Below are 19,048 nucleotides of genomic sequence, written 5' to 3' on the forward strand. Positions count from 1 at the left end.
TCTGCTATTTTTAGCCAGCAGTTCTTGATAGATACTTCTACTTTCTCTAAGCATCAGGTTTTTTGCAGAAAAAATTAAGTAATCTTGAAAATATCTTAAGAAATAACAAATATTTTATTCTAAAAAACGCTCGTAATAATCATCATTTTTACTAACCTTGTATAAAACAAAGATAAAGAACTCTACGCCACTTGCGAGATAGAGTTTTTGTCAAGTGGCAAAACAACTGACAACTCACACACGCAGTGCGATAAAGTTACCTCAGATTCAGGTATGCTCCTAATGAATCGATCACATGAATCACATTGAAAGTTTCTATGCTGAATCTGACTGGAAAAAATGCCCTGGTTACAGGTATCGCCAATAATCGTTCCATCGCTTGGGGAATTGCCCAACAACTGCACGCAGCCGGAGCGAACCTTGGCATTACTTACCTGCCAGATGAACGGGGTAAATTTGAGAAGAAAGTTGCCGAACTCGTAGAACCCCTCAACCCCAGCTTATTTCTTCCTTGTAATGTTCAAAACGATGAACAAATTCAATCTACATTTGATTCCATCCGCGATACATGGGGCAGGCTAGATATTCTGATTCATTGTCTGGCTTTTGCTAACAGAGATGATTTGACTGGAGATTTTAGCCAAACTTCTCGTGCAGGCTTTGCCACAGCTTTAGATATCAGCACCTATTCACTGGTGCAGTTAAGCGGTGCAGCTAAACCTCTGATGACTGAAGGCGGTAGTATTATCACTTTGTCATATTTAGGTGGTGTTAGAGCAGTTCCTAACTACAACGTTATGGGAGTTGCCAAAGCGGGATTAGAAGCGAGTGTACGTTATCTAGCATCTGAACTCGGTTCTCAAAATATTCGCGTTAATGCCATTTCTGCCGGCCCCATCCGCACCTTGGCATCTAGTGCCGTTGGTGGCATTTTAGATATGATTCACCATGTAGAACAAGTAGCGCCCTTGCGCCGGACTGTGACTCAATTGGAAGTAGGCAATACTGCCGCTTTCTTGGCTAGTGATTTAGCTAGTGGTATTACTGGTCAAGTCCTGTATGTGGATGCAGGATATGAAATTATGGGAATGTAATAAGATTTGGGGAGCAGGGAACCGGGTGTAAGGAGGAGAAACATAACAAAGGATTCCCCTTTCCCCCTGCACCTTGCCCCTCTGCCCACTCCCTACTCCCTATTTGTTATGCAAATCAGCGATTATCCCCAACTTAATTTATCCTCTGTTCCTCGGATTGCTTCAGTGCATCGCACGACTGGAGAAACTGATGTGCAGGTTACGATCAATCTGGATGGTACAGGAATCTGCACAGCAGCCACTGGTATTCCCTTTTTGGATCATATGTTGCATCAGATTTCCTCCCACGGCTTAATTGATTTGGATGTCAAAGCTAAGGGAGATTGGGAAATTGATGACCACCACACAAATGAAGACGTAGGTATTACTTTAGGACAAGCTTTTAGTAAAGCATTAGGCGACAGAAAAGGTATTGTCCGCTTTGGTAATTTTTTAGCACCTTTAGATGAAGCTTTAGTACAAGTAGCACTGGATTTTTCCGGTCGTCCTCACCTCAGCTATGGCTTGCAAATTCCTACTGAACGTGTAGGAACCTATGACACCCAATTGGTGCGAGAGTTTTTTGTGGCATTAATCAACCATAGCCAAATGACGCTGCACATTCGCCAATTAGATGGCATTAATTCCCATCACATCATTGAAGCGACATTTAAAGCCTTTGCTAGAGCCGTCAGAATGGCTGTAGAAATCGATCCTCGCCGCGCTCTTACGATTCCCAGTTCTAAGGGAGTTTTGTAAGAGGCAGGGGGCAGGGGGCAAGGGAGGCAGGGGGGCAGGGGAGGCAGAGGGGCAGAGAGTATTTACTCATTACTCCTTACTCCTTACTCATTACTCATTACTCCTTACTCATTACTCATTACTCCTTACTCCTTACTCATTACTCCTTACTCCTCATAATTTGCAACAATTAACAAACTTGTAGCGATCGCCGTTATCTTGTTGGGTAACTTATAACCAATGCTGTGTTAATTGAACTGAGATGAAGTCTGTAACAGACACCCCTGATTCTCAACTGGCTACTATCGATACCCCACCAGTAGTCATGACTTCTGATTTGCGAAAAGTTTATCGCACTGGCTTTTGGATGAACCAAAAAGTTGTTTCCCTCAAAGGCTGTTCCTTGACGGTTTATCAGGGGGAAACTTTTGGTTTATTAGGGCCAAATGGTGCAGGTAAAACGACCCTGTTAAAACTTCTGTTGGGGATTATCCGTCCTACCTCTGGAAAAGGGTTATTGTTAGGTCAGCCATTAGGCGATCGCCACATCAAGCAATACGTTGGCTACCTCAGCGAAAATCCCTACTTGTATGAATATCTTACCGGTTGGGAATTTTTAGAGTTAGCTGCTGGCTTGTTCCAAATTCCCGCTAGTGTGCAACGTCAACGCATTCCCGAATTATTAGATTTGGTGGGTTTATCTGTCGCTGATGCCCGCAAAAAACAGATGCGCCGCTATTCCAAGGGTATGCTACAGCGTCTGGGTATGGCTCAGGCACTAATTAACGACCCAGAGTTGATATTTTTGGACGAACCCATGTCTGGTTTAGACCCTTTGGGACGCTACCGGATGCGGGAAATTATCTTGTCTCTAAAAGCCGCAGGTAAGACGATTTTCTTTAATAGCCATATTCTGAGTGAGGTAGAGCAAATATGCGATCGCATCGCCATCCTTGCTCAAGGTGAATTAATTTGCTCTGGTTCTCTGGGCGAACTACTAGGTAGTGAAAGCACATACCATGTTAAAGGTCAAGGTGGTGATTGGGAAATTCTCAAAAAATGGCTAGCTAATTTAGCATTTGAGCCTGATGGTTCTTGGCAAGGTACACTACAAGAAGATTATTACGATTTTCTAGGTAGTATTCGCTTGATGGGTGGGCGAATTATTTCCATGAACTTATCTCGTCAGTCTCTAGAAGCGTTTTTTATCCATCAGATTCAAAAACAAGACCAATTTTTGAATACAAAGGTTGAAGAATCCGAAGTATCTCAGCAAAAATACTAATGACAGATATTCGTGAGTGAAATCAGGTAGACTTTACTATAACTTTACTAAAAATTTAAACTGGAGAAAAAATATTTGCCCGGATTAAGATTATTTTGATAAGAAAATGAGAATTGTCGGGAAACCTAAATACTTAAGTATAGTCAAGATTAAAATGTTTAGACAATACTTTACCGATTGTAGTCTCAGAGTTTAAAAAATATGCTTAACACGGGTTCGCTGAAATTTATATCACAGCCAGCTGTGGGTGCAGCTTTGTTGACGGCTGCTCATCTGTTTATGCCGTTTGCCAGTGTAGCTCAGGGACAACAAGTATTTCCTAATTCCCAAACAGTACCTCCAACTAACCAACAAGTATCAGCACCAATACCAGTAGATACAAAATACTTATTGGGAGGAGGCGATTTAATTCGTGTAAATGTATTTGAAGTACCCGAATATGGTGGTGAATACCAAATTCCTCCAGGTGGATCTATCAATTTACCTTTAATTGGCAGTGTTTCTGTTCAAGGATTCACAACCGAACAAGCTGCTGATGTAATTGCTGACAGATATCGCAGGTATTTGAAACGTCCCCAGATTTCTGTAAATCTTTTATCTCCCCGTCCCATTAATATTTTAGTTGCTGGAGAAGTAACACGCCCAGGAGCTTATACTTTAAGCTTGCAAGGAGGCGCAGGTAACAATCCAGGGGTACAATATCCTACTGTATTAGCTGCACTCACAACAGCCCAGGGCGTAACCTTAGCAGCAGATGTCACCCAAGTCAAGCTCAGACGTAAAACTAGCGGTTCTACTGAGCAAGTTGTTAGTCTGGATTTAAAGGAACTAATCCAAACTGGTAGTTCTACACAAGATATTACTTTAAGGGACGGAGACGTTATCATTGTGCCTACTGCGACCACTTTCAACGTAGCAGAAGCACGTAATTTATTCGCGGCTAACTTTGCAGCCAGCCAAAGCGCACCGCGCACTGTCGCCATAATTGGTCAAGTCAATCGCCCTGGTTCATATCTTGTGAGTGCAGGTTCGACAGAAGCTCAGGCTGGCGGGGCTGGGGCTAGCGGCAGTGGTTTACCAACGGTGACACGAGCCATTCAATTAGCTGGTGGTATTACTTCACAAGCAGATATTACCAATATCAAGCTCCGCCGACCTACAAGAACTAATGGCGAACAAAGTATAGACCTCAATCTTTTAGAACTATTACGGACTGGTGATGTCAATCAAGACGTAATTGTCCAAGATGGAGACACAATTGTTATTCCCACTGCTACTGAGGTTAACCCAGCACTAGCTACGGAATTAGCAATGACTACTTTGTCTGCTAATACAATTCAAGTTGGTGTGGTGGGTGAAGTTAAACGCCCAGGAGCCGTAGACATTAGACCAAATAGCTCCTTAAACCAAGCACTACTGGCGGCTGGTGGATTCAATGATGCTAGAGCGCGTAGCGCCAGTGTAGAGTTGATTCGTCTTAACCCCAATGGTTCAGTGACTAAGCGTGAGGTAAAAGTTGATTTCAATCAAGGAATTAACGAAGAAACCAATCCCATACTTCGCAATAATGATGTTGTGGTAGTTGGTCGCTCTAATATAGCTAGGACTGGTGATACCCTGAATATAGTTGCAGGGCCTTTAGGTATCATCTTTAACTTCTTAAGGTTTTTCGGGCTTTAATTCTTTGCTGGGGGCGCTAGTAATTTGTTTCGTCCCCAGATTTTTTGAATTTAGCAGAGCAATTAGGCGATAGTGCGATCGCTATTTATTATTCAATATTAAATAAATATTAATTATTGAAATTATCTAATTATATTTAAACTCACGTTTGCTCCCAGAAAAATATAGAGTTGAGTCAGCAGTTTCAGTGAACTAGCCAGCCCAAGATGTATGTAAAAACATCAGTATCGGGTAGTTCACCACTTGACACATTAGACTTAAATGTAGGGCATGGTAGTACTATGTTCTTTAAACTAAAATTGCCCTAAAAGGTAATAGGAGCATCATATATGGAGCCAATTATTGCTATAGTCTTAGCGCTTATCGGCTATGCCTTAGGATCTGCAAAAATTATTCATGAAGGGAATGCAGCCCTTGTTGAACGCTTGGGACGGAGACATCGCACGCTAACGCCGGGTTTAAATTTTATTGTGCCTTTGGTTGATCAGGTGGTAATGGAAGATACTACGCGCGAGCAGTATATAGATATCAAACCTCAAAATGTGATCACTAGGGATAATATTTACCTAGAAGTAGACGCTATTCTTTTCTGGCGTATCAGAGATATTGAGAGAAGCTTTTATGCAATTGAAGACCTACAAGGAGCGCTAAATCAACTGGCGACAACCACACTTCGGGAAGTTATTGCTCAAAACACTGTAGAGGAAACCAATGTCACCAGAGATGAAATGAACCGAACCATCTTAAGTGAGTTGAATAGCACAACCGCAGATTGGGGAGTTGAAATTATCCGGTTAGATATTCAAAGAATTACACCCCCGGAAAGTGTGCGAAAAACAATGGAAGAGGAACGAGCGGCTGAATTCAAAAAACGGGCGCTCATTTCTGAAGCTGAAGGTGAACGCCAAGCTGCTATTAAAAAAGCAGAAGGAACGATGACATCTATGCAGATAATTGCTGAAGCATTACGTACCAGTCCTGAAAGCAAAGAGATTTTACGTTATTTAGTAGCGCAAGATTATATCAATGCCAGCTATAGACTAGGAGAAAGTTCCAATGCCAAAGTTGTGTTTGTAGACCCAGGCAAAACAGGTGAATTGATGAAAGAAGTAATTGCTGAATCTGTAAATACTGAAGGTAACGGTACGAGTGGCGAGCATGGGTAGGAGGTAGGGAGTAGGGGGAGATGAGGAAGAAATTCTGACTCAGAACTCATGACTCACCTCGAAACAGTGCATCAGCAACTAAAGAGACATCGCGCATCTGGTGAACATCATGCACTCGTAGGATATCAGCCCCGTTGGAAATCGCAGCACAGCAAGCCGCCGCCGTTCCCCAAACTCGCGCTTTGGGATCTGGTTGATTTAAAATTCGACCGATAAAACTTTTACGGGATACGCCTACTAAAATAGGACAATTTAGCATCCGTAATGAACGTAAGCGGCGTAATATTTCTAAATTTTGTTCGTAGTTTTTAGCAAAGCCAATACCAGGATCAATAATAATGTTTTCGGGTTTGATACCCAAAGCTGTGGCTGTGGTAATTTGGTTAGCTAAAAAACTAGCAATCTCTCCCATTAAATCTTGATAATCAGTGAATTGTTGCATTGTCTGTGGTGTGCCACGAATGTGCATCAACACTATCGGCACGCCTAAACTGGCTACTGTGGGCAACATTTGGGAGTCATAAGTGCCGCCAGAAATATCATTAATTATATCTGCCCCAGCTTTTATAGCTTCTTTAGCTACACTAGCTCTAGTAGTATCCACTGAAATAGGTACAGGAATTTCTGGTCGTAATGCCTGCAAGATTGGCAATACCCGGTCTAGTTCTTCCGCGAGACTTATCTGCTCTGCCCCTGGTCTGGTGGATTGACCACCGATATCGATAATGTCAGCACCAGCATCTACTAGGGCTTTTGCTTGAGCTAAAGCGGCAGAGATAGTATTAAATTTACCACCATCACTAAAACTATCTGGCGTGACATTGAGAACACCCATTAAATAAGTACGCTGTCCCCAGTGGAAACAGCGATCGCCTATGATCAATTTACTGTATTTAGTCATTAGTCATTGGTCAAAGAATCGTACTTCCCCCTTGCCCCCTGCTCCCTGCTCCCCTGCCTCTTTTGGTCAATAGTCAATAGTCCACAGTCCAAAACTATTGACTATTGACTATTGACTCTGGACTCCTTACTGATAATTCACAATTCGGGCAAAACTTGCAGGCTCTAGACTTGCTCCGCCCACGAGAACACCGTCAATTTCTGGTTGAGCCATAATCTCATCAATATTGTTTGGCTTGACTGAGCCACCATATTGAATTGGGACATCAGGATTTTTCAACTGGCTACGAATTAAGCCAATAACTCGATTAGCCTCTGTTGTTTCACAGGTGTCACCAGTGCCAATTGCCCAAATTGGTTCGTAAGCAATTACCAAATTTGTCTGATCGACATCAATCAGGTCTTTGTCTAGTTGGCTGATAATCAGTGATTCAGTTTCTCCAGCATCTCGCTGTTGTTTAGTTTCGCCTACACACAGAATCGGCGTTAAACCGTAATTTTGGGCAGCTTTCAGACGCAAATTAACTGTTTGGTCTGTTTCCCCAAAAAATTGTCGTCGTTCGCTATGACCGACAATGACGTAACGTACACCAATTTCTGTCAACATTGGGGCAGAGATTTCACCCGTATAGGCTCCATTTTCTGCCCAGTGGACGTTTTGCGCTCCTAGTTGTACAAGGCTTCCATGTAAACTCATAGACAAAACGCTAAGATCAGTGAAAGGAACGCAAAGCAGCACTTCCCGTTCTTGAGGTGTTTCCTCTAATGCAGGCAGAAATTCTTTTAAGAACTCTTGAGACTCTGCCTGGGTTTTGAACATTTTCCAGTTACCGGCAATAACTATTTTCCGCACAGGTGATTTAGTCAAGTTCCTAACGCTACTAGATGCACTTCTCAGTTTATGACTTTTTGTTAGTCATTTAGTCATTAGTCATTGGTCATTAGTCCATAGTCCATAGTCAACAGTCTACTGTCTTCTGTTTTTAGCTTGTTTTCCCTTGGGTATTGGTTAAATATCTTGGGAAAAATTACTAGGATCACAATATAGAGTGAATTTAAAAATTAAAATATAAAACTAATATGACTTCGATATTACCCTTGCCTGATCCTCAACCAAGTGATTCTACCAATACTGATGCAAATTCTCTCAACTGGGAGGAAGAACTTGATAGTGCCATTTTTAGCTTTGAAGATATTCAAGCAGAACTCAACTATAAACAAGCACAATCGGCACTACGGAACTTAGTAGACAATATTGACCTCAGTCCTCAGGAAAAAGCCGGATTAGAGTCAGAAATTGCTGATTTGGCAACCATGTTAGGCAAGTTAGACAGCATGGTGATCCAGATTGCAGCTTTTGGGATGGTGGGACGGGGTAAGTCCTCCTTACTAAATGCTGTGGTTGGGGAATCTGTATTTGAAACAGGGCCTTTGCATGGTGTCACCCGTGCGGCTCAACGGGTTAATTGGAGTATTAGTGAAGAGGCGATTGGGGAAACAGAACGGGCCTTGCGGGTGACTTTACCATCTGTCGGGCGATCGCAGGTAGAATTAATCGATACTCCTGGGTTGGATGAAATTGATGGAGACACCCGCGCTGTCTTGGCACAACAGATAGCAAAGCAGGCAGATTTGATTCTGTTTGTGATTTCCGGGGATATGACAAAGATTGAACATGAAGCCCTTTCTCAATTGCGGGAAGCAGGTAAACCGATAATTCTGGTATTTAACAAGGTAGACCAGTATCCTGAAGCAGACAGGATGGCAATTTACCAGAAGATTCGGGATGAAAGAGTAAGGGAGTTAGTTACACCCCTAGAAATTGTCATGGCGGCTGCATCACCACTGGTAAAAACTGCTGTACGCCGTCCTGATGGGAGTAGGGGGGTGCAAGTACGTCCGGGTGATGCTCAAGTTGCAGAACTGAAGTTGAAGATTTTGGAGATTTTGCAACGAGAGGGTAAGGCTTTAGTCGCCTTAAACACTATGCTATTTGCCGATAATGTGAATGAGCAATTGGTGCAGCGTAAATTGATGATTCGGGAACAGAACGCCAATGAGTTAATTTGGAAAGCGGTGATGACTAAAGCTGTGGCGATCGCTCTCAATCCCATTACTGTGGTAGATGTATTGAGTAGCATTGTTATAGATATATCTCTGATTTTAGGTTTATCTAAACTCTATGGTATCCCCATGACTGAAGCCGGTGCCGTGCAGTTATTACAAAAAATTGCCATAAGTATGGGTGGTATTGGTGTGAGTGAATTGTTGGCGAACTTGGGATTAAGTGGGTTAAAAACTTTACTTGGTATCTCTGCAACGGCTACATCTGGTGTCACCCTTGGGCCTTATATTTCGGTGGCGCTAACCCAAGCTGGGGTAGCTGGTGTGTCTTCCTACGGAATTGGACAAGTTACCAAAGCTTATTTAGCCAATGGAGCGACGTGGGGGCCGGACGGGCCGAAAGCAGTCATTAACAGAATTTTGGCAACCCTTGATGAAAATTCTATTCTCAATCGCATCAAAGATGAATTACGGGTAAAACTTCATAAATGACGTGAAAAAGTTATTTGAAAGTTCACAATTGAGTAGATGGTGTTAGTTTAGTAAAGATATGCAAAATTAGAAGTAGTGAGGCAGCGATCGCTACAACTAAGTGATATCTACCGTCTGTTACCTCCAGAGGGCGATATCTAGTTAGTTCTGGATATTGCCAGACTCCCTGCGACAGGAGGAAAACAATGAATATATTTAGTAGACCCCAAGCCCCAACATTCAACAGCATCGAAGAAGAACGCCTGCACCGCAAACAAAGACTAACAGCCGCCTTCCGCCTCTTTGGTAGGTTTGGCTTTAGCGAAGGAATTGCAGGTCATATTACAGCGCGTGACCCCGAATTTACAGACCACTTTTGGGTAAATCCTCTAGGAAAATACTTTGGACATATTCGAGTTTCCGACTTGGTATTAGTCAATAAAGATGGGGATGTAGTCAAAGGCGATGGGTCAATCAATCAAGCCGCTTTCGCCATCCATTCCCAAATCCATGAAGCTCGACCTGATGTAGTTGCGGCTGCTCACGCTCATTCAATTTATGGTAAAGCTTGGTCTAGCTTGGGTCGTCTGCTTGACCCCCTAACACAAGATGCCTGTATTTTTTACGAAGACCATAGTTTATTGGATGATTATACAGGTGTCGTCTTAGAAGCTTCTGAAGGTCAGCGATTGGCTGAAACCTTAGGTAAGAATAAAGCAATTATTTTACGTAATCATGGCATTCTCACTGTAGGACACACAGTAGATGAAGCCGCCTTTTGGTATATAACTCTAGAGCGTACTTGCCAAGCACAATTATTAGCAGAAGCTGCGGGTAAACCCAAAATAATTAGCCATGAAACCGCCCGCTTAACTCATAGTCAAGTCGGTGAACCTAAGGCAGGTTGGTTTAGTTTTCAACCTCTTTACGATAGAATTGTGCGCGAAGAACCTGATTTATTTGATTAGAAAACAGGGAATGTAATTCGCAATTAAAAATCTTTAAATCACAAATCCAACTAAAAGATACCCGACTTCTTAAAGAAGTCGGGTATCTGAGCCTTTCAAGGTTCACAAATCAAACAAGAACTATTTTTTCTTGTTTGAATTCTTATGACTCTGCTTTCCGGCTTCAGAGTGTTGTTCTCTTGTACCACCACGAGTCTGTTTTTCTTCACCGCTATCTTCAATTTCTTCAGTGTCTTCAGTGTCTTCGCTTTCTTGTTTTTTGCGTCCACCGCCGTGAGAATGTTTACCACCTTCACGACCGATTTCAGCCATGTGTTCTCTGTCTTGGCTGACGGTTTCGCCCCCTTTGCGTCCAGCTTCACGAGCTTCTTCTGAGGTGAATTCGTGAGCAGTGCCTTTTTCATGAGCAGCCTGTCCACCTTTGCTGGCGATTTCCCGTTGCTTGTCTTCATCCATAGAAGCAAAGCCGCGTTTACTTGTATCTGCCATCATCTTGCTCCTTGTAACTAAGCAGATTTGTTGACTTTTCAGCCAGTGAAAATCTTTATATGATTTGTTCTCAATTTAGCCAACTAATTTAGTTACCTTCATGTCCCATTGGTGGGAATCATTGGTGATAGAGCTTCAACTTTCGACATATAACCGAAGTGAAGTCAGGAATCAAATCGGATTAATATATCTGCAATCATGACTCTTCTTAACCCAATTAACAAATGTACGTGGAATTTTTTGTATTAAACTAAGTAACCTAGAAATGTAGGTGTTTTTTATTTAAACGCTCAACCCGTCAACTTTTAATCTAGGGTTTAGGAGCAAAAGCCTGTCAGCAGCAGGTTATCTTGAAAGTTCTATCCGCTAGGTATTTTGCAAAAGTCTAATGGTACAAACTCATTCTGAAGTCAAGCGCGTAGAAGAACTGCGCCAGTTGTTGCAACAAGCCAGCTATGCCTATTATGTCTTGGATGCACCCATCATGGAGGATGCAGTGTATGACCAACTGTATCGGGAACTGCAACAACTGGAAATTCAGCATCCAGAATTAGTTACACCAGATAGTCCGACACAGCGTATCGGGGAAAGACCAGCAACACAGTTTCTCTCTGTGCGCCACAATATTCCCTTATATAGTTTAGAGAATGCTTTCAATATAGATGAGTTGCAAGCTTGGGATCAACGTTGGCGTAGACAAGTAGCGCCAACAGAGGCGGAATATGTGGCGGAACTGAAAATTGATGGTTCAGCGATCGCTCTCACTTATGAAGATGGTATTTTAGTCAGGGGTGCAACTAGGGGTGATGGGGTGACTGGTGAGGATATCACCCAAAATGTGCGGACAATTCGCTCAATTCCCCTGCGGTTGAATTTTGACGGTATGGAAAATATTGCCAAGGTGGAAGTTAGGGGGGAGGCTTTCTTACCTCTGGAAGTGTTTAAACAAATCAACGAAGAAAGACATAAAGCCGGGGAACAGTTGTTTGCTAATCCGCGCAATGCGGCGGCTGGTACACTCAGACAACTAGATTCAAGGATTGTGGCGCGACGACGGTTAGATTTCTTCGCCTACACACTGCACATTTCCGGGATGGATGATGCGAGTATTGCTAATACTCAATGGGAAGCTTTGGAATTATTGCAAAAAATGGGTTTTCGGGTAAATTCCCAGCATCAGCTTTGTCAATCTTTAGCAGAAGTTACCGATTATTATAAATATTGGGATACGGAAAGATTAAATTTACCCTACATGACTGATGGGGTAGTATTAAAACTCAATTCTTTTAAACTCCAAGAACAGTTAGGATTTACCCAAAAATTCCCCCGGTGGGCGGTGGCGTTGAAGTATCCCGCCGAAGAAGCACCAACCCGTGTCGAAAATATTGCGGTGAATGTGGGGAGGACGGGAGCGTTAACTCCGTTGGCTCAAATGCGTCCGGTACAGTTGGCGGGAACTACTGTTTCTAGAGCTACCTTACATAATAGCGATCGCATCGCGCAATTAGACATTCGCATCGGTGATACTGTGATTGTCCGCAAGGCTGGGGAAATTATCCCCGAAGTCGTCAGGGTACTCAAAGAACTGCGTCCGGCTGATACCCAAGCCTTTATTATGCCTACAGATTGTCCTGTTTGTGGACAGCCTGTAGTGAGAGAGACAGGGGAAGCTGTGACTCGCTGTGTAAATGCTTCCTGTCAAGCAATTCTCAAAGGCTCAATTGAACATTGGGTGAGTCGTGATGCTTTAGATATTAAAGGTGTGGGAGAAAAATTGGTGCATCAACTCGTAGATAAAGGCTTGGTGCATTCCGTCGCCGATTTATATGACTTGACAGCAGAGCGATTATTTGTATTAGAAAGAATGGGGGAAAAATCAGCCCAGAAATTAATTGAGGCGATCGCTCAATCAAAAAATCAGCCTTGGTCACGAGTATTATATGGTTTAGGCATCCGTCATGTAGGTAGCGTCAATGCCCAATTATTGAGTGAAAAATATCGCGCAGTAGTAGAGTTAGCATCAGCTAAACAGTCAGATATTGCCGGGATTTATGGAATAGGTGCAGAAATTGCCCAATCTGTTTACCAATGGTTTCGGATTGATGCTAATCAAACTTTAATTGAACGCTTACAAGCGGCAGGGTTACAATTTGCAAAAACAGAAGAAATACCAGTCATGGATAATGGTATCCTAAAGTTAAAGGGAAAAATCTTTGTAGTTACAGGTACTTTGCCAACCTTAAAACGTGATGAAGCTAAAGCTTTAATTGAAAAAGCTGGGGGGAAAGTAACTGATTCCGTCAGTAAAAAAACCGATTATTTGGTTGTAGGTGAAGATGCAGGCTCCAAATTAGAAAAAGCACAGGCATTGGGGATTGCCCAGTTAACTGAAACACAGTTTTTAGAAATTTTAGAAGACTAACGATATTTTAAGCATTTAACTGTAGATATTGGATTTACATCAACCAAATAAACTAAATTAAAATTTTTCCTCTTCCTAAGAGGATGTTTTAAAAGTCGAAAATTATACTAAGAACCCCTTTCCAAATCTCTCCCCGTTGGCGTTAGCCTGCCGTTAGGCAAACGGAGAGAGGCTTTGAAACCCCCATTCCCTTGTAGGGAAGGGGGCTAGGGGGTTAGGTTTTTAAGATTTTGATGTTAGCAATAATACTTTTCAAACATCCTCTAAAGTAAAAATTTGGTTATTCATTACAAAATCGAATAGCCAAATTCACTGTATCGCGTTAACATTTCCATACAGTAAACATAGACACAGCAAATTTCCCCACTCATCACTAAACACGTCGAATTATTTCGGCTAAACTAATGAACTCTAGGCGGTCTTCCAAGAAATCTCAACCCAATAACTCAACCGCTAAAGCCTCCGAAGAGCAAAAGGGCAACCAGAACGAATTGTTTCCCATTGTTGGTATAGGAGCCTCGGCGGGGGGATTAGAGGCTTTCACAGAATTACTGAGACATTTGCCAACTGATACTGGTATGGGATTTGTCTTAGTTCAACACCTAAGCCCCCATCAAAAAAGCTTATTGACGGAGATTCTTTCCCGAACAACCCAAATGCCTGTAGCGGAAGTACAGGAGGGGATGGCGGTGGAACCGAATCATGTTTACGTCATTCCTCCCAATACCAGAATGACCATTGCTCAAGGGTTGCTGAAACTGATACCTCTGGAAAAGATCCGGGGTGTATCAATGACAGTCGATAGTTTCTTGATTTCCTTAGCGGAGGATCGGGGAAACAAAGCCATTGGTGTGATTTTATCGGGGGGCGATTCCGATGGCGCACGGGGACTAGAAACAATCAAGGCGGCGGGTGGTATTACCTTTGCCCAGTGTGAGGAATCGGCCAGAGTCAGTAGTATGCCAAATACAGCCATAGCTTCTGGTCATGTAGACTTCATTCTTACTCCCCAAAAAATTGCCGAGGAACTGGCAAATATCAGTTCTCATCCCTATATTAATCATCCAATACCCAGCAAACAGGTTGAGATCATGCCGGAAGGTACTGATTCACTCTCCATAATCTTTAGTCTGCTACGGGCTGCTACTGGGGTTGACTTTACCCATTACAAGCAGACTACCCTCAAGCGGCGCATCCTGCGGCGGATGATGTTGTACAAACTGGAAAAGCTGGAAGATTACGCCCAGTATCTGCAAACTAACCAGGCGGAAGTGCTGGCATTATATCAAGATGTATTAATCAAGGTGACAGGGTTTTTCCGAGACCCCGAAGCCTTTGAAGCTTTAAAGACTAATATCTTTCCCATTATTACCAAGGAGCGAAGGCCAGATTCACCCATCCGTATCTGGGTAGCAGGATGTTCCACAGGTGAAGAAGCCTACTCTATTGCTATATGCTTACTAGAATTTTTGACAGATAAAGTCGGCAATACACCAATTAATATTTTTGCCACTGATGTCAATGAAGTGGCGATTGAAAAAGCTAGAATCGGCGTTTACAAACCCAGCGAGATAGCAGATGTCTCTCCAGAGCGTCTACAGCGCTTCTTTGTGCAGGTAGAAGGTGGCTACCAAATTAGTAAGCCAGTGCGGGAACTGTGTATTTTTGCCAGACAAAACCTGATCAGTGATCCCCCATTTTCTCGGCTGGATTTAATTACCTGTCGCAATGTCTTAATTTATTTGGGAGCTACTGTGCAGAAGAAGCTCCTGCCAATATTCCACTATGGCATCAAGTCAACTGGCTTTCTGATGTTAGGCACATCGGAAACAGTGGGTGAATTTTCAGACTTGTTTAACTTGGTAGATAGAAAGAACAAAATTTATTCCCGGAAAATGGCTCCGGCGCGGTTGGGTATAGATTTTATCTCACAAAACTATCCTTTAGAAACTTTGAACCCCCAGCCAAAAATCAACGAGGATGTTTTGAATAATCAGGAAATGCAAAAAGAAGCTGACCGGATTATATTGAACCGATATGCTCCCGTCGGTGTTATTGTTAACGACGATCTGGAGATTTTGCAGTTTCGGGGACAAACTAGTTCATATCTGCAACCTGCACCTGGTAGACCAAGCTTTAATTTGCTGAAGATGGCAAAGGAAGAATTGCGGCTAGAACTACGTACCGCCATTCACCAAGCGAAAAAGCAGGAAATTTCGGTGAGGAAAGAAGGCATACAACTCAGTGATGGTGAGCAAATTAGGCAGGTGAGGATTGATGCTATTCCCTTCCAACTAACTGCTGGGCAAGAACGCTACTTTTTAGTTCTGTTTGAGGATATGCCGTCATCGGTGACACCTGCGCTAGAAGTAAGCAGTAAACATACTACTTCTACCAAGCGTCAAAAAACGAATGATGAGCAGGAAATGAACCGACTTGAACAGGAACTAGCAACTACAAAAGAGTATCTGCAATCAATTATTGAAGAACAGCAAGCCACCAATCAAGACCTGAGAGCAGCCAACGAAGAGATTCTTTCCAGCAACGAAGAGCTGCAAAGTACCAATGAGGAACTGGAAACTGCTAAAGAAGAAATTCAGGCAACTAACGAAGAATTAAACACAATTAACGAAGAACTGCAACGGCGAAATGTCGAATCAAATCAGGTCAGCAACGATTTACAGAATTTACTTAGTAGTATCAATATTCCCATCCTCATGCTGGGAGGAGATATGCGGATTCGGCGCTTCACTCCCACAGCAGGGAGAATCTTTAACCTGATTGTTACGGATATAGGCAGACCACTGAGTGATATTAACCACAAGTTGAATATTCCTGACTTAGAGACACAAATTCTCGAGGTAGTAGGTACACTCAACCTGAAAACCCAGGAAGTCCAAGACAATGATGGGCATTGGTATGACCTGCGAATCAGACCTTATCGGACAATAGACCATAAAATTGACGGTGCTGTAGTTGTGTTAGTTGATATTGATGCCCTTAAACGCAGCACCGAAGAACTCAGAGCATCTAAAGATTACGCGGAAGCGATTGTGGCAACCATCCGGGAATCTTTAGTGGTGCTAGATATAGATTTACAGGTGATTACCGCCAATCAGTTTTTCTACGAAAAATTCCAGGTGACACCAGAAGAAACAGAACACCACCTCATCTATGAAATTGGGGATGGACAGTGGAATATTCCTCAGTTGCGATCGCTCTTAGAAAACATTCTCCCCCAACAAACCCAATTTCAAAACCTAGAAGTTGAGCATAACTTCGAGCGAATTGGGCAGAAGATCATGCGGCTCAATGCCCGGAAAATGACGCTATTAGACAATAGGCCAATGATTCTCCTGGTAATTGAAGATATTACTCAGCAGAAGCAGCTAGAGGCCGAACGCACTCATCTTTTGGCTCAAGAACAATCAGCTCGCAATGCGGCTGAAGCAGCCAACCATGCCAAAGATGAGTTTTTATCAATTCTCTCCCACGAACTGCGGAACCCACTCAATTCCATGCTCGGTTGGGCAAATTTGCTGCGAACGCGCAAACTAGAAGAAGATACAGTTAACCAGGGTTTAGAGTCTATCGAGCGCAGCGCCCAGGCTCAAAACCATCTCATCAGTGATTTGTTAGACATTTCCCGCATTAGCTCAGGCAGGCTCCAGATGGATGCCCAACAAATAGAGATGATTCCTGTAATTGAAGCAGCGATCGCTGTCGTCCGTCTAGCAGCCGAAGCCAAAAATATTCAAATTGAAACTAGGTTAGATCCCACACACATACCAATGTTAGGCGATCCCATTCGCTTACAGCAGGTCATCTGGAATTTACTATCTAATGCCATTAAGTTCACTCCAGCCAGAGGAAGAATTGATGTCACACTAGAGTACACTGATTTCCAAGCGCAAATTCAAGTTAAAGACACGGGTGCTGGTATCAAAGCTGACTTTCTCCCCTACGTTTTTGAACGCTTCCGCCAAGCTGATGGTAGCAGAACCCGCTCAAATCAGGGCTTGGGATTAGGACTTTCGATTGTGCGCCACTTAGTAGAACTCCACGGCGGTACAGTGGAGGTAGAAAGCCAAGGTGAGGGTCAAGGGTCAACCTTTACAGTCAAGCTACCTCTGCAAGCCAAACTAGAAGAACGTCTTGAAGCCACTACTCAAGAGCCAGTTATTTCCACAAACGAGCCAAAATTACTTACAGATAATATCCCCTCCCTAGAAGGTGTGTGGGTGCTGATAGTAGATGATGAACCAGACATCCGCCTACTATTCAAATTAGTACTTGAGGAATACGGGGTTAAAGTGACAGAAGCAGCTTCTACAAGGGAGGCGTTATCAAAACTCAGAGAAAATCCTGGCAGTTACGACGTACTCCTATCTGACATCGGTCTACCAGAGGAAGATGGTTATGTATTAATTCGTCAGGTGAGAGCGCTGAGTGCTGAGGAGGGTGGACAAATTCCCGCCGCCGCCCTGACCGCTTATGCTGGCTATACAGAGTACACAGAGGCCCTAGCAGCAGGTTTTCAAACCCACATCTCTAAACCCATCGAACCCACACAGTTAGTAGCTTTAGTTGCTTCCTTATCTGGACGCGCTAGGGTTTAAGTTAAGTAGTAGGGTGCGTCAGTGCGAGGAAACTTAGCTGTACCAAGAAATTATTCATCCTGACGCACCCTCCCAACTTTGGCTGAACAGGTTAGGTGTTAAGTTGGGAGTTGTAGATTCTAAATAAAGAATGCTGACAATTAACCACAATAAACCTGCGGTGTAGCCAGCTAACACATCGGTAGGCCAATGTACACCTAGATAAAGGCGACTAAAACCTATTGCCAAAATTAAAGCCACTGTCGAGGCTAAAATCGGTCTGCGCCATTGGGGAAATTCTTTGGCTAAAACATAGCCAATGTAACCATAAACTGCGGTAGAAACCATTGCATGACCACTGGGAAAACTGTAGTGAACCACATTCACAATGTGATCCCATAATGCTGGACGCGCTCTAGCAAACAGTTCTTTCAACAAGTAATTTAAGCCTACTGCACCTATTGTAGCTATGCTTAAGCCCGTTGCTTCCCGACGGCGATCGCCACGCCAAAAATAGACACTTAAGCCTGAAGAAATTAACAACAAGGGTAATGGTTCACCTAAGAATGTGATGGACTGCATAATCTGATCAAAGAGGGGATTGTGCAGGTTTTGCAGTCCTAGTAAAATACTTTCGTCTAGACCATATTTAAACAGCAGTCCGGCGCTAAAGGCAAAGGTAGTAGCTGCTGCTGCTCCCAGGATAACTTGGCTGTTGAAATGCTTTAATTGTGGCGTTATTACAGGCTTTGGGGATGAATCTGCAATTGGGCTGAGATTCAGGGAGACTTTTCTATAATCTAAGATAATCTCTTGTAGGAGAGAGGCGATGACCTCCGGTCGGTCGTAGACCATCGCGTCTAAGCTGAAATATGGGTCAAAGATCACCAATACATTACCCGTTAAATGATTAGCGATCGCTTGGGTAACAATTTCTGACTTTGATAGGCGTAATTCAATATATCTTTTGAGGGCTTCTGAACGATGAAGCCCATTCACCTTAAATCTTGCTCTACCCTTAACAGCCGTATGTATTGCTCGAATTAAAGAGTATTTATCAGAGTTAGTTTTTGATTTAAGCGATTCCTGTAATAACATTTTTCCAGAAGACTCAAAACTAGAATTTACGTCTTCCAATTCTAGCGATAACTAATGAGTTATTACTCATTACTCATTACTCATTACTCATTTTTG

13 protein-coding genes are annotated in these 19,048 nt (G+C 43.0%); 9 read left to right on the plus strand and 4 right to left on the minus strand.

The features are described from left to right. The first annotated feature begins 317 nt into the window (after nt 1–317). The 5 genes from fabI to H6G18_RS08500 all read left to right on the plus strand — a co-directional run bounded on the left by fabI (nt 318) and on the right by H6G18_RS08500 (nt 5,942). Nucleotides 318–1,094, plus strand: coding sequence for an enoyl-ACP reductase FabI (fabI, locus tag H6G18_RS08480; protein WP_190406653.1), 777 nt, complete (start codon nt 318–320; stop codon nt 1,092–1,094). A gap of 108 nt (nt 1,095–1,202) precedes the next feature. Next, nucleotides 1,203–1,832, plus strand: coding sequence for an imidazoleglycerol-phosphate dehydratase HisB (gene hisB / locus H6G18_RS08485; RefSeq protein ID WP_190406654.1), 630 nt, complete (start codon nt 1,203–1,205; stop codon nt 1,830–1,832). Between the two features lie 241 nt (nt 1,833–2,073). Then, nucleotides 2,074–3,096: an ABC transporter ATP-binding protein gene (locus tag H6G18_RS08490; protein WP_190406655.1), complete on the plus strand. Its 1,023-nt coding sequence runs from the start codon at nt 2,074–2,076 to the stop codon at nt 3,094–3,096. A 201-nt stretch (nt 3,097–3,297) separates the two neighbouring features. After that, complete coding sequence (locus H6G18_RS08495) at nt 3,298–4,776, plus strand: SLBB domain-containing protein (protein ID WP_190406656.1); 1,479 nt, start codon at nt 3,298–3,300, stop codon at nt 4,774–4,776. 329 nt (nt 4,777–5,105) lie between these two features. Then, the gene (locus tag H6G18_RS08500) at nt 5,106–5,942 is read left to right on the plus strand and encodes an SPFH domain-containing protein (protein WP_190406657.1); all 837 of its coding nucleotides are present in this window, start codon (nt 5,106–5,108) and stop codon (nt 5,940–5,942) included. A gap of 46 nt (nt 5,943–5,988) precedes the next feature. Here H6G18_RS08500 and folP read toward each other — a convergent pair whose 3' ends face one another. Continuing rightward, nucleotides 5,989–6,843, minus strand: coding sequence for a dihydropteroate synthase (gene folP / locus H6G18_RS08505; protein WP_190406658.1), 855 nt, complete (start codon nt 6,841–6,843; stop codon nt 5,989–5,991). Nucleotides 6,844–6,969: 126 nt separating this feature from the next. Next, entirely contained in the window at nt 6,970–7,695 is a 726-nt protein-coding gene (tpiA, locus tag H6G18_RS08510) for a triose-phosphate isomerase (RefSeq protein WP_190406688.1), read from the minus strand. 227 nt (nt 7,696–7,922) lie between these two features. On the opposite strand from tpiA, the gene H6G18_RS08515 reads away from it, so the two are divergent. Next, the gene (locus H6G18_RS08515) at nt 7,923–9,398 is read left to right on the plus strand and encodes a GTP-binding protein (RefSeq protein ID WP_190406659.1); all 1,476 of its coding nucleotides are present in this window, start codon (nt 7,923–7,925) and stop codon (nt 9,396–9,398) included. 185 nt (nt 9,399–9,583) lie between these two features. Next, nucleotides 9,584–10,345: a class II aldolase/adducin family protein gene (locus H6G18_RS08520; protein ID WP_190406660.1), complete on the plus strand. Its 762-nt coding sequence runs from the start codon at nt 9,584–9,586 to the stop codon at nt 10,343–10,345. 120 nt (nt 10,346–10,465) lie between these two features. Here the strand turns inward: H6G18_RS08520 and H6G18_RS08525 are convergent, their stop codons facing one another. After that, on the minus strand, nt 10,466–10,834 hold the full coding sequence (locus H6G18_RS08525; protein WP_190406689.1) for a KGG domain-containing protein: 369 nt from the start codon (nt 10,832–10,834) through the stop codon (nt 10,466–10,468). A gap of 388 nt (nt 10,835–11,222) precedes the next feature. Here H6G18_RS08525 and ligA point away from each other — a divergent pair, with 388 nt between their 5' ends. Both ligA and H6G18_RS08535 read left to right on the plus strand, forming a co-directional pair. Next, on the plus strand, nt 11,223–13,256 hold the full coding sequence (ligA, locus tag H6G18_RS08530; RefSeq protein WP_190406661.1) for an NAD-dependent DNA ligase LigA: 2,034 nt from the start codon (nt 11,223–11,225) through the stop codon (nt 13,254–13,256). 404 nt (nt 13,257–13,660) lie between these two features. Next, nucleotides 13,661–17,875, plus strand: coding sequence for a chemotaxis protein CheB (locus tag H6G18_RS08535; protein WP_190406662.1), 4,215 nt, complete (start codon nt 13,661–13,663; stop codon nt 17,873–17,875). A gap of 54 nt (nt 17,876–17,929) precedes the next feature. Here H6G18_RS08535 and H6G18_RS08540 read toward each other — a convergent pair whose 3' ends face one another. Next, nucleotides 17,930–18,952, minus strand: coding sequence for a phosphatase PAP2 family protein (locus H6G18_RS08540; RefSeq protein WP_190406663.1), 1,023 nt, complete (start codon nt 18,950–18,952; stop codon nt 17,930–17,932). Between the last annotated feature and the right edge of the window lie 96 nt (nt 18,953–19,048).

The sequence above is a fragment of the Anabaena subtropica FACHB-260 genome (genome assembly GCF_014697105.1).
In the GTDB taxonomy this organism is placed as follows: Bacteria; Cyanobacteriota; Cyanobacteriia; order Cyanobacteriales; family Nostocaceae; genus Trichormus; species Trichormus subtropicus.

Bases quoted from the DNA above. Each gene is read 5' to 3' on its own strand.
- fabI (WP_190406653.1), top strand. From the start codon at position 318: ATGCTGAATCTGACTGGAAAAAATGCCCTGGTTACAGGTATCGCCAAT.
- hisB (WP_190406654.1), top strand. From the start codon at position 1,203: ATGCAAATCAGCGATTATCCCCAACTTAATTTATCCTCTGTTCCTCGG.
- H6G18_RS08490 (WP_190406655.1), top strand. From the start codon at position 2,074: ATGAAGTCTGTAACAGACACCCCTGATTCTCAACTGGCTACTATCGAT.
- H6G18_RS08495 (WP_190406656.1), top strand. From the start codon at position 3,298: ATGCTTAACACGGGTTCGCTGAAATTTATATCACAGCCAGCTGTGGGT.
- H6G18_RS08500 (WP_190406657.1), top strand. From the start codon at position 5,106: ATGGAGCCAATTATTGCTATAGTCTTAGCGCTTATCGGCTATGCCTTA.
- folP (WP_190406658.1), bottom strand. From the start codon at position 6,843: ATGACTAAATACAGTAAATTGATCATAGGCGATCGCTGTTTCCACTGG.
- H6G18_RS08515 (WP_190406659.1), top strand. From the start codon at position 7,923: ATGACTTCGATATTACCCTTGCCTGATCCTCAACCAAGTGATTCTACC.
- H6G18_RS08520 (WP_190406660.1), top strand. From the start codon at position 9,584: ATGAATATATTTAGTAGACCCCAAGCCCCAACATTCAACAGCATCGAA.
- H6G18_RS08525 (WP_190406689.1), bottom strand. From the start codon at position 10,834: ATGGCAGATACAAGTAAACGCGGCTTTGCTTCTATGGATGAAGACAAG.
- ligA (WP_190406661.1), top strand. From the start codon at position 11,223: ATGGTACAAACTCATTCTGAAGTCAAGCGCGTAGAAGAACTGCGCCAG.
- H6G18_RS08535 (WP_190406662.1), top strand. From the start codon at position 13,661: ATGAACTCTAGGCGGTCTTCCAAGAAATCTCAACCCAATAACTCAACC.
- H6G18_RS08540 (WP_190406663.1), bottom strand. From the start codon at position 18,952: ATGTTATTACAGGAATCGCTTAAATCAAAAACTAACTCTGATAAATAC.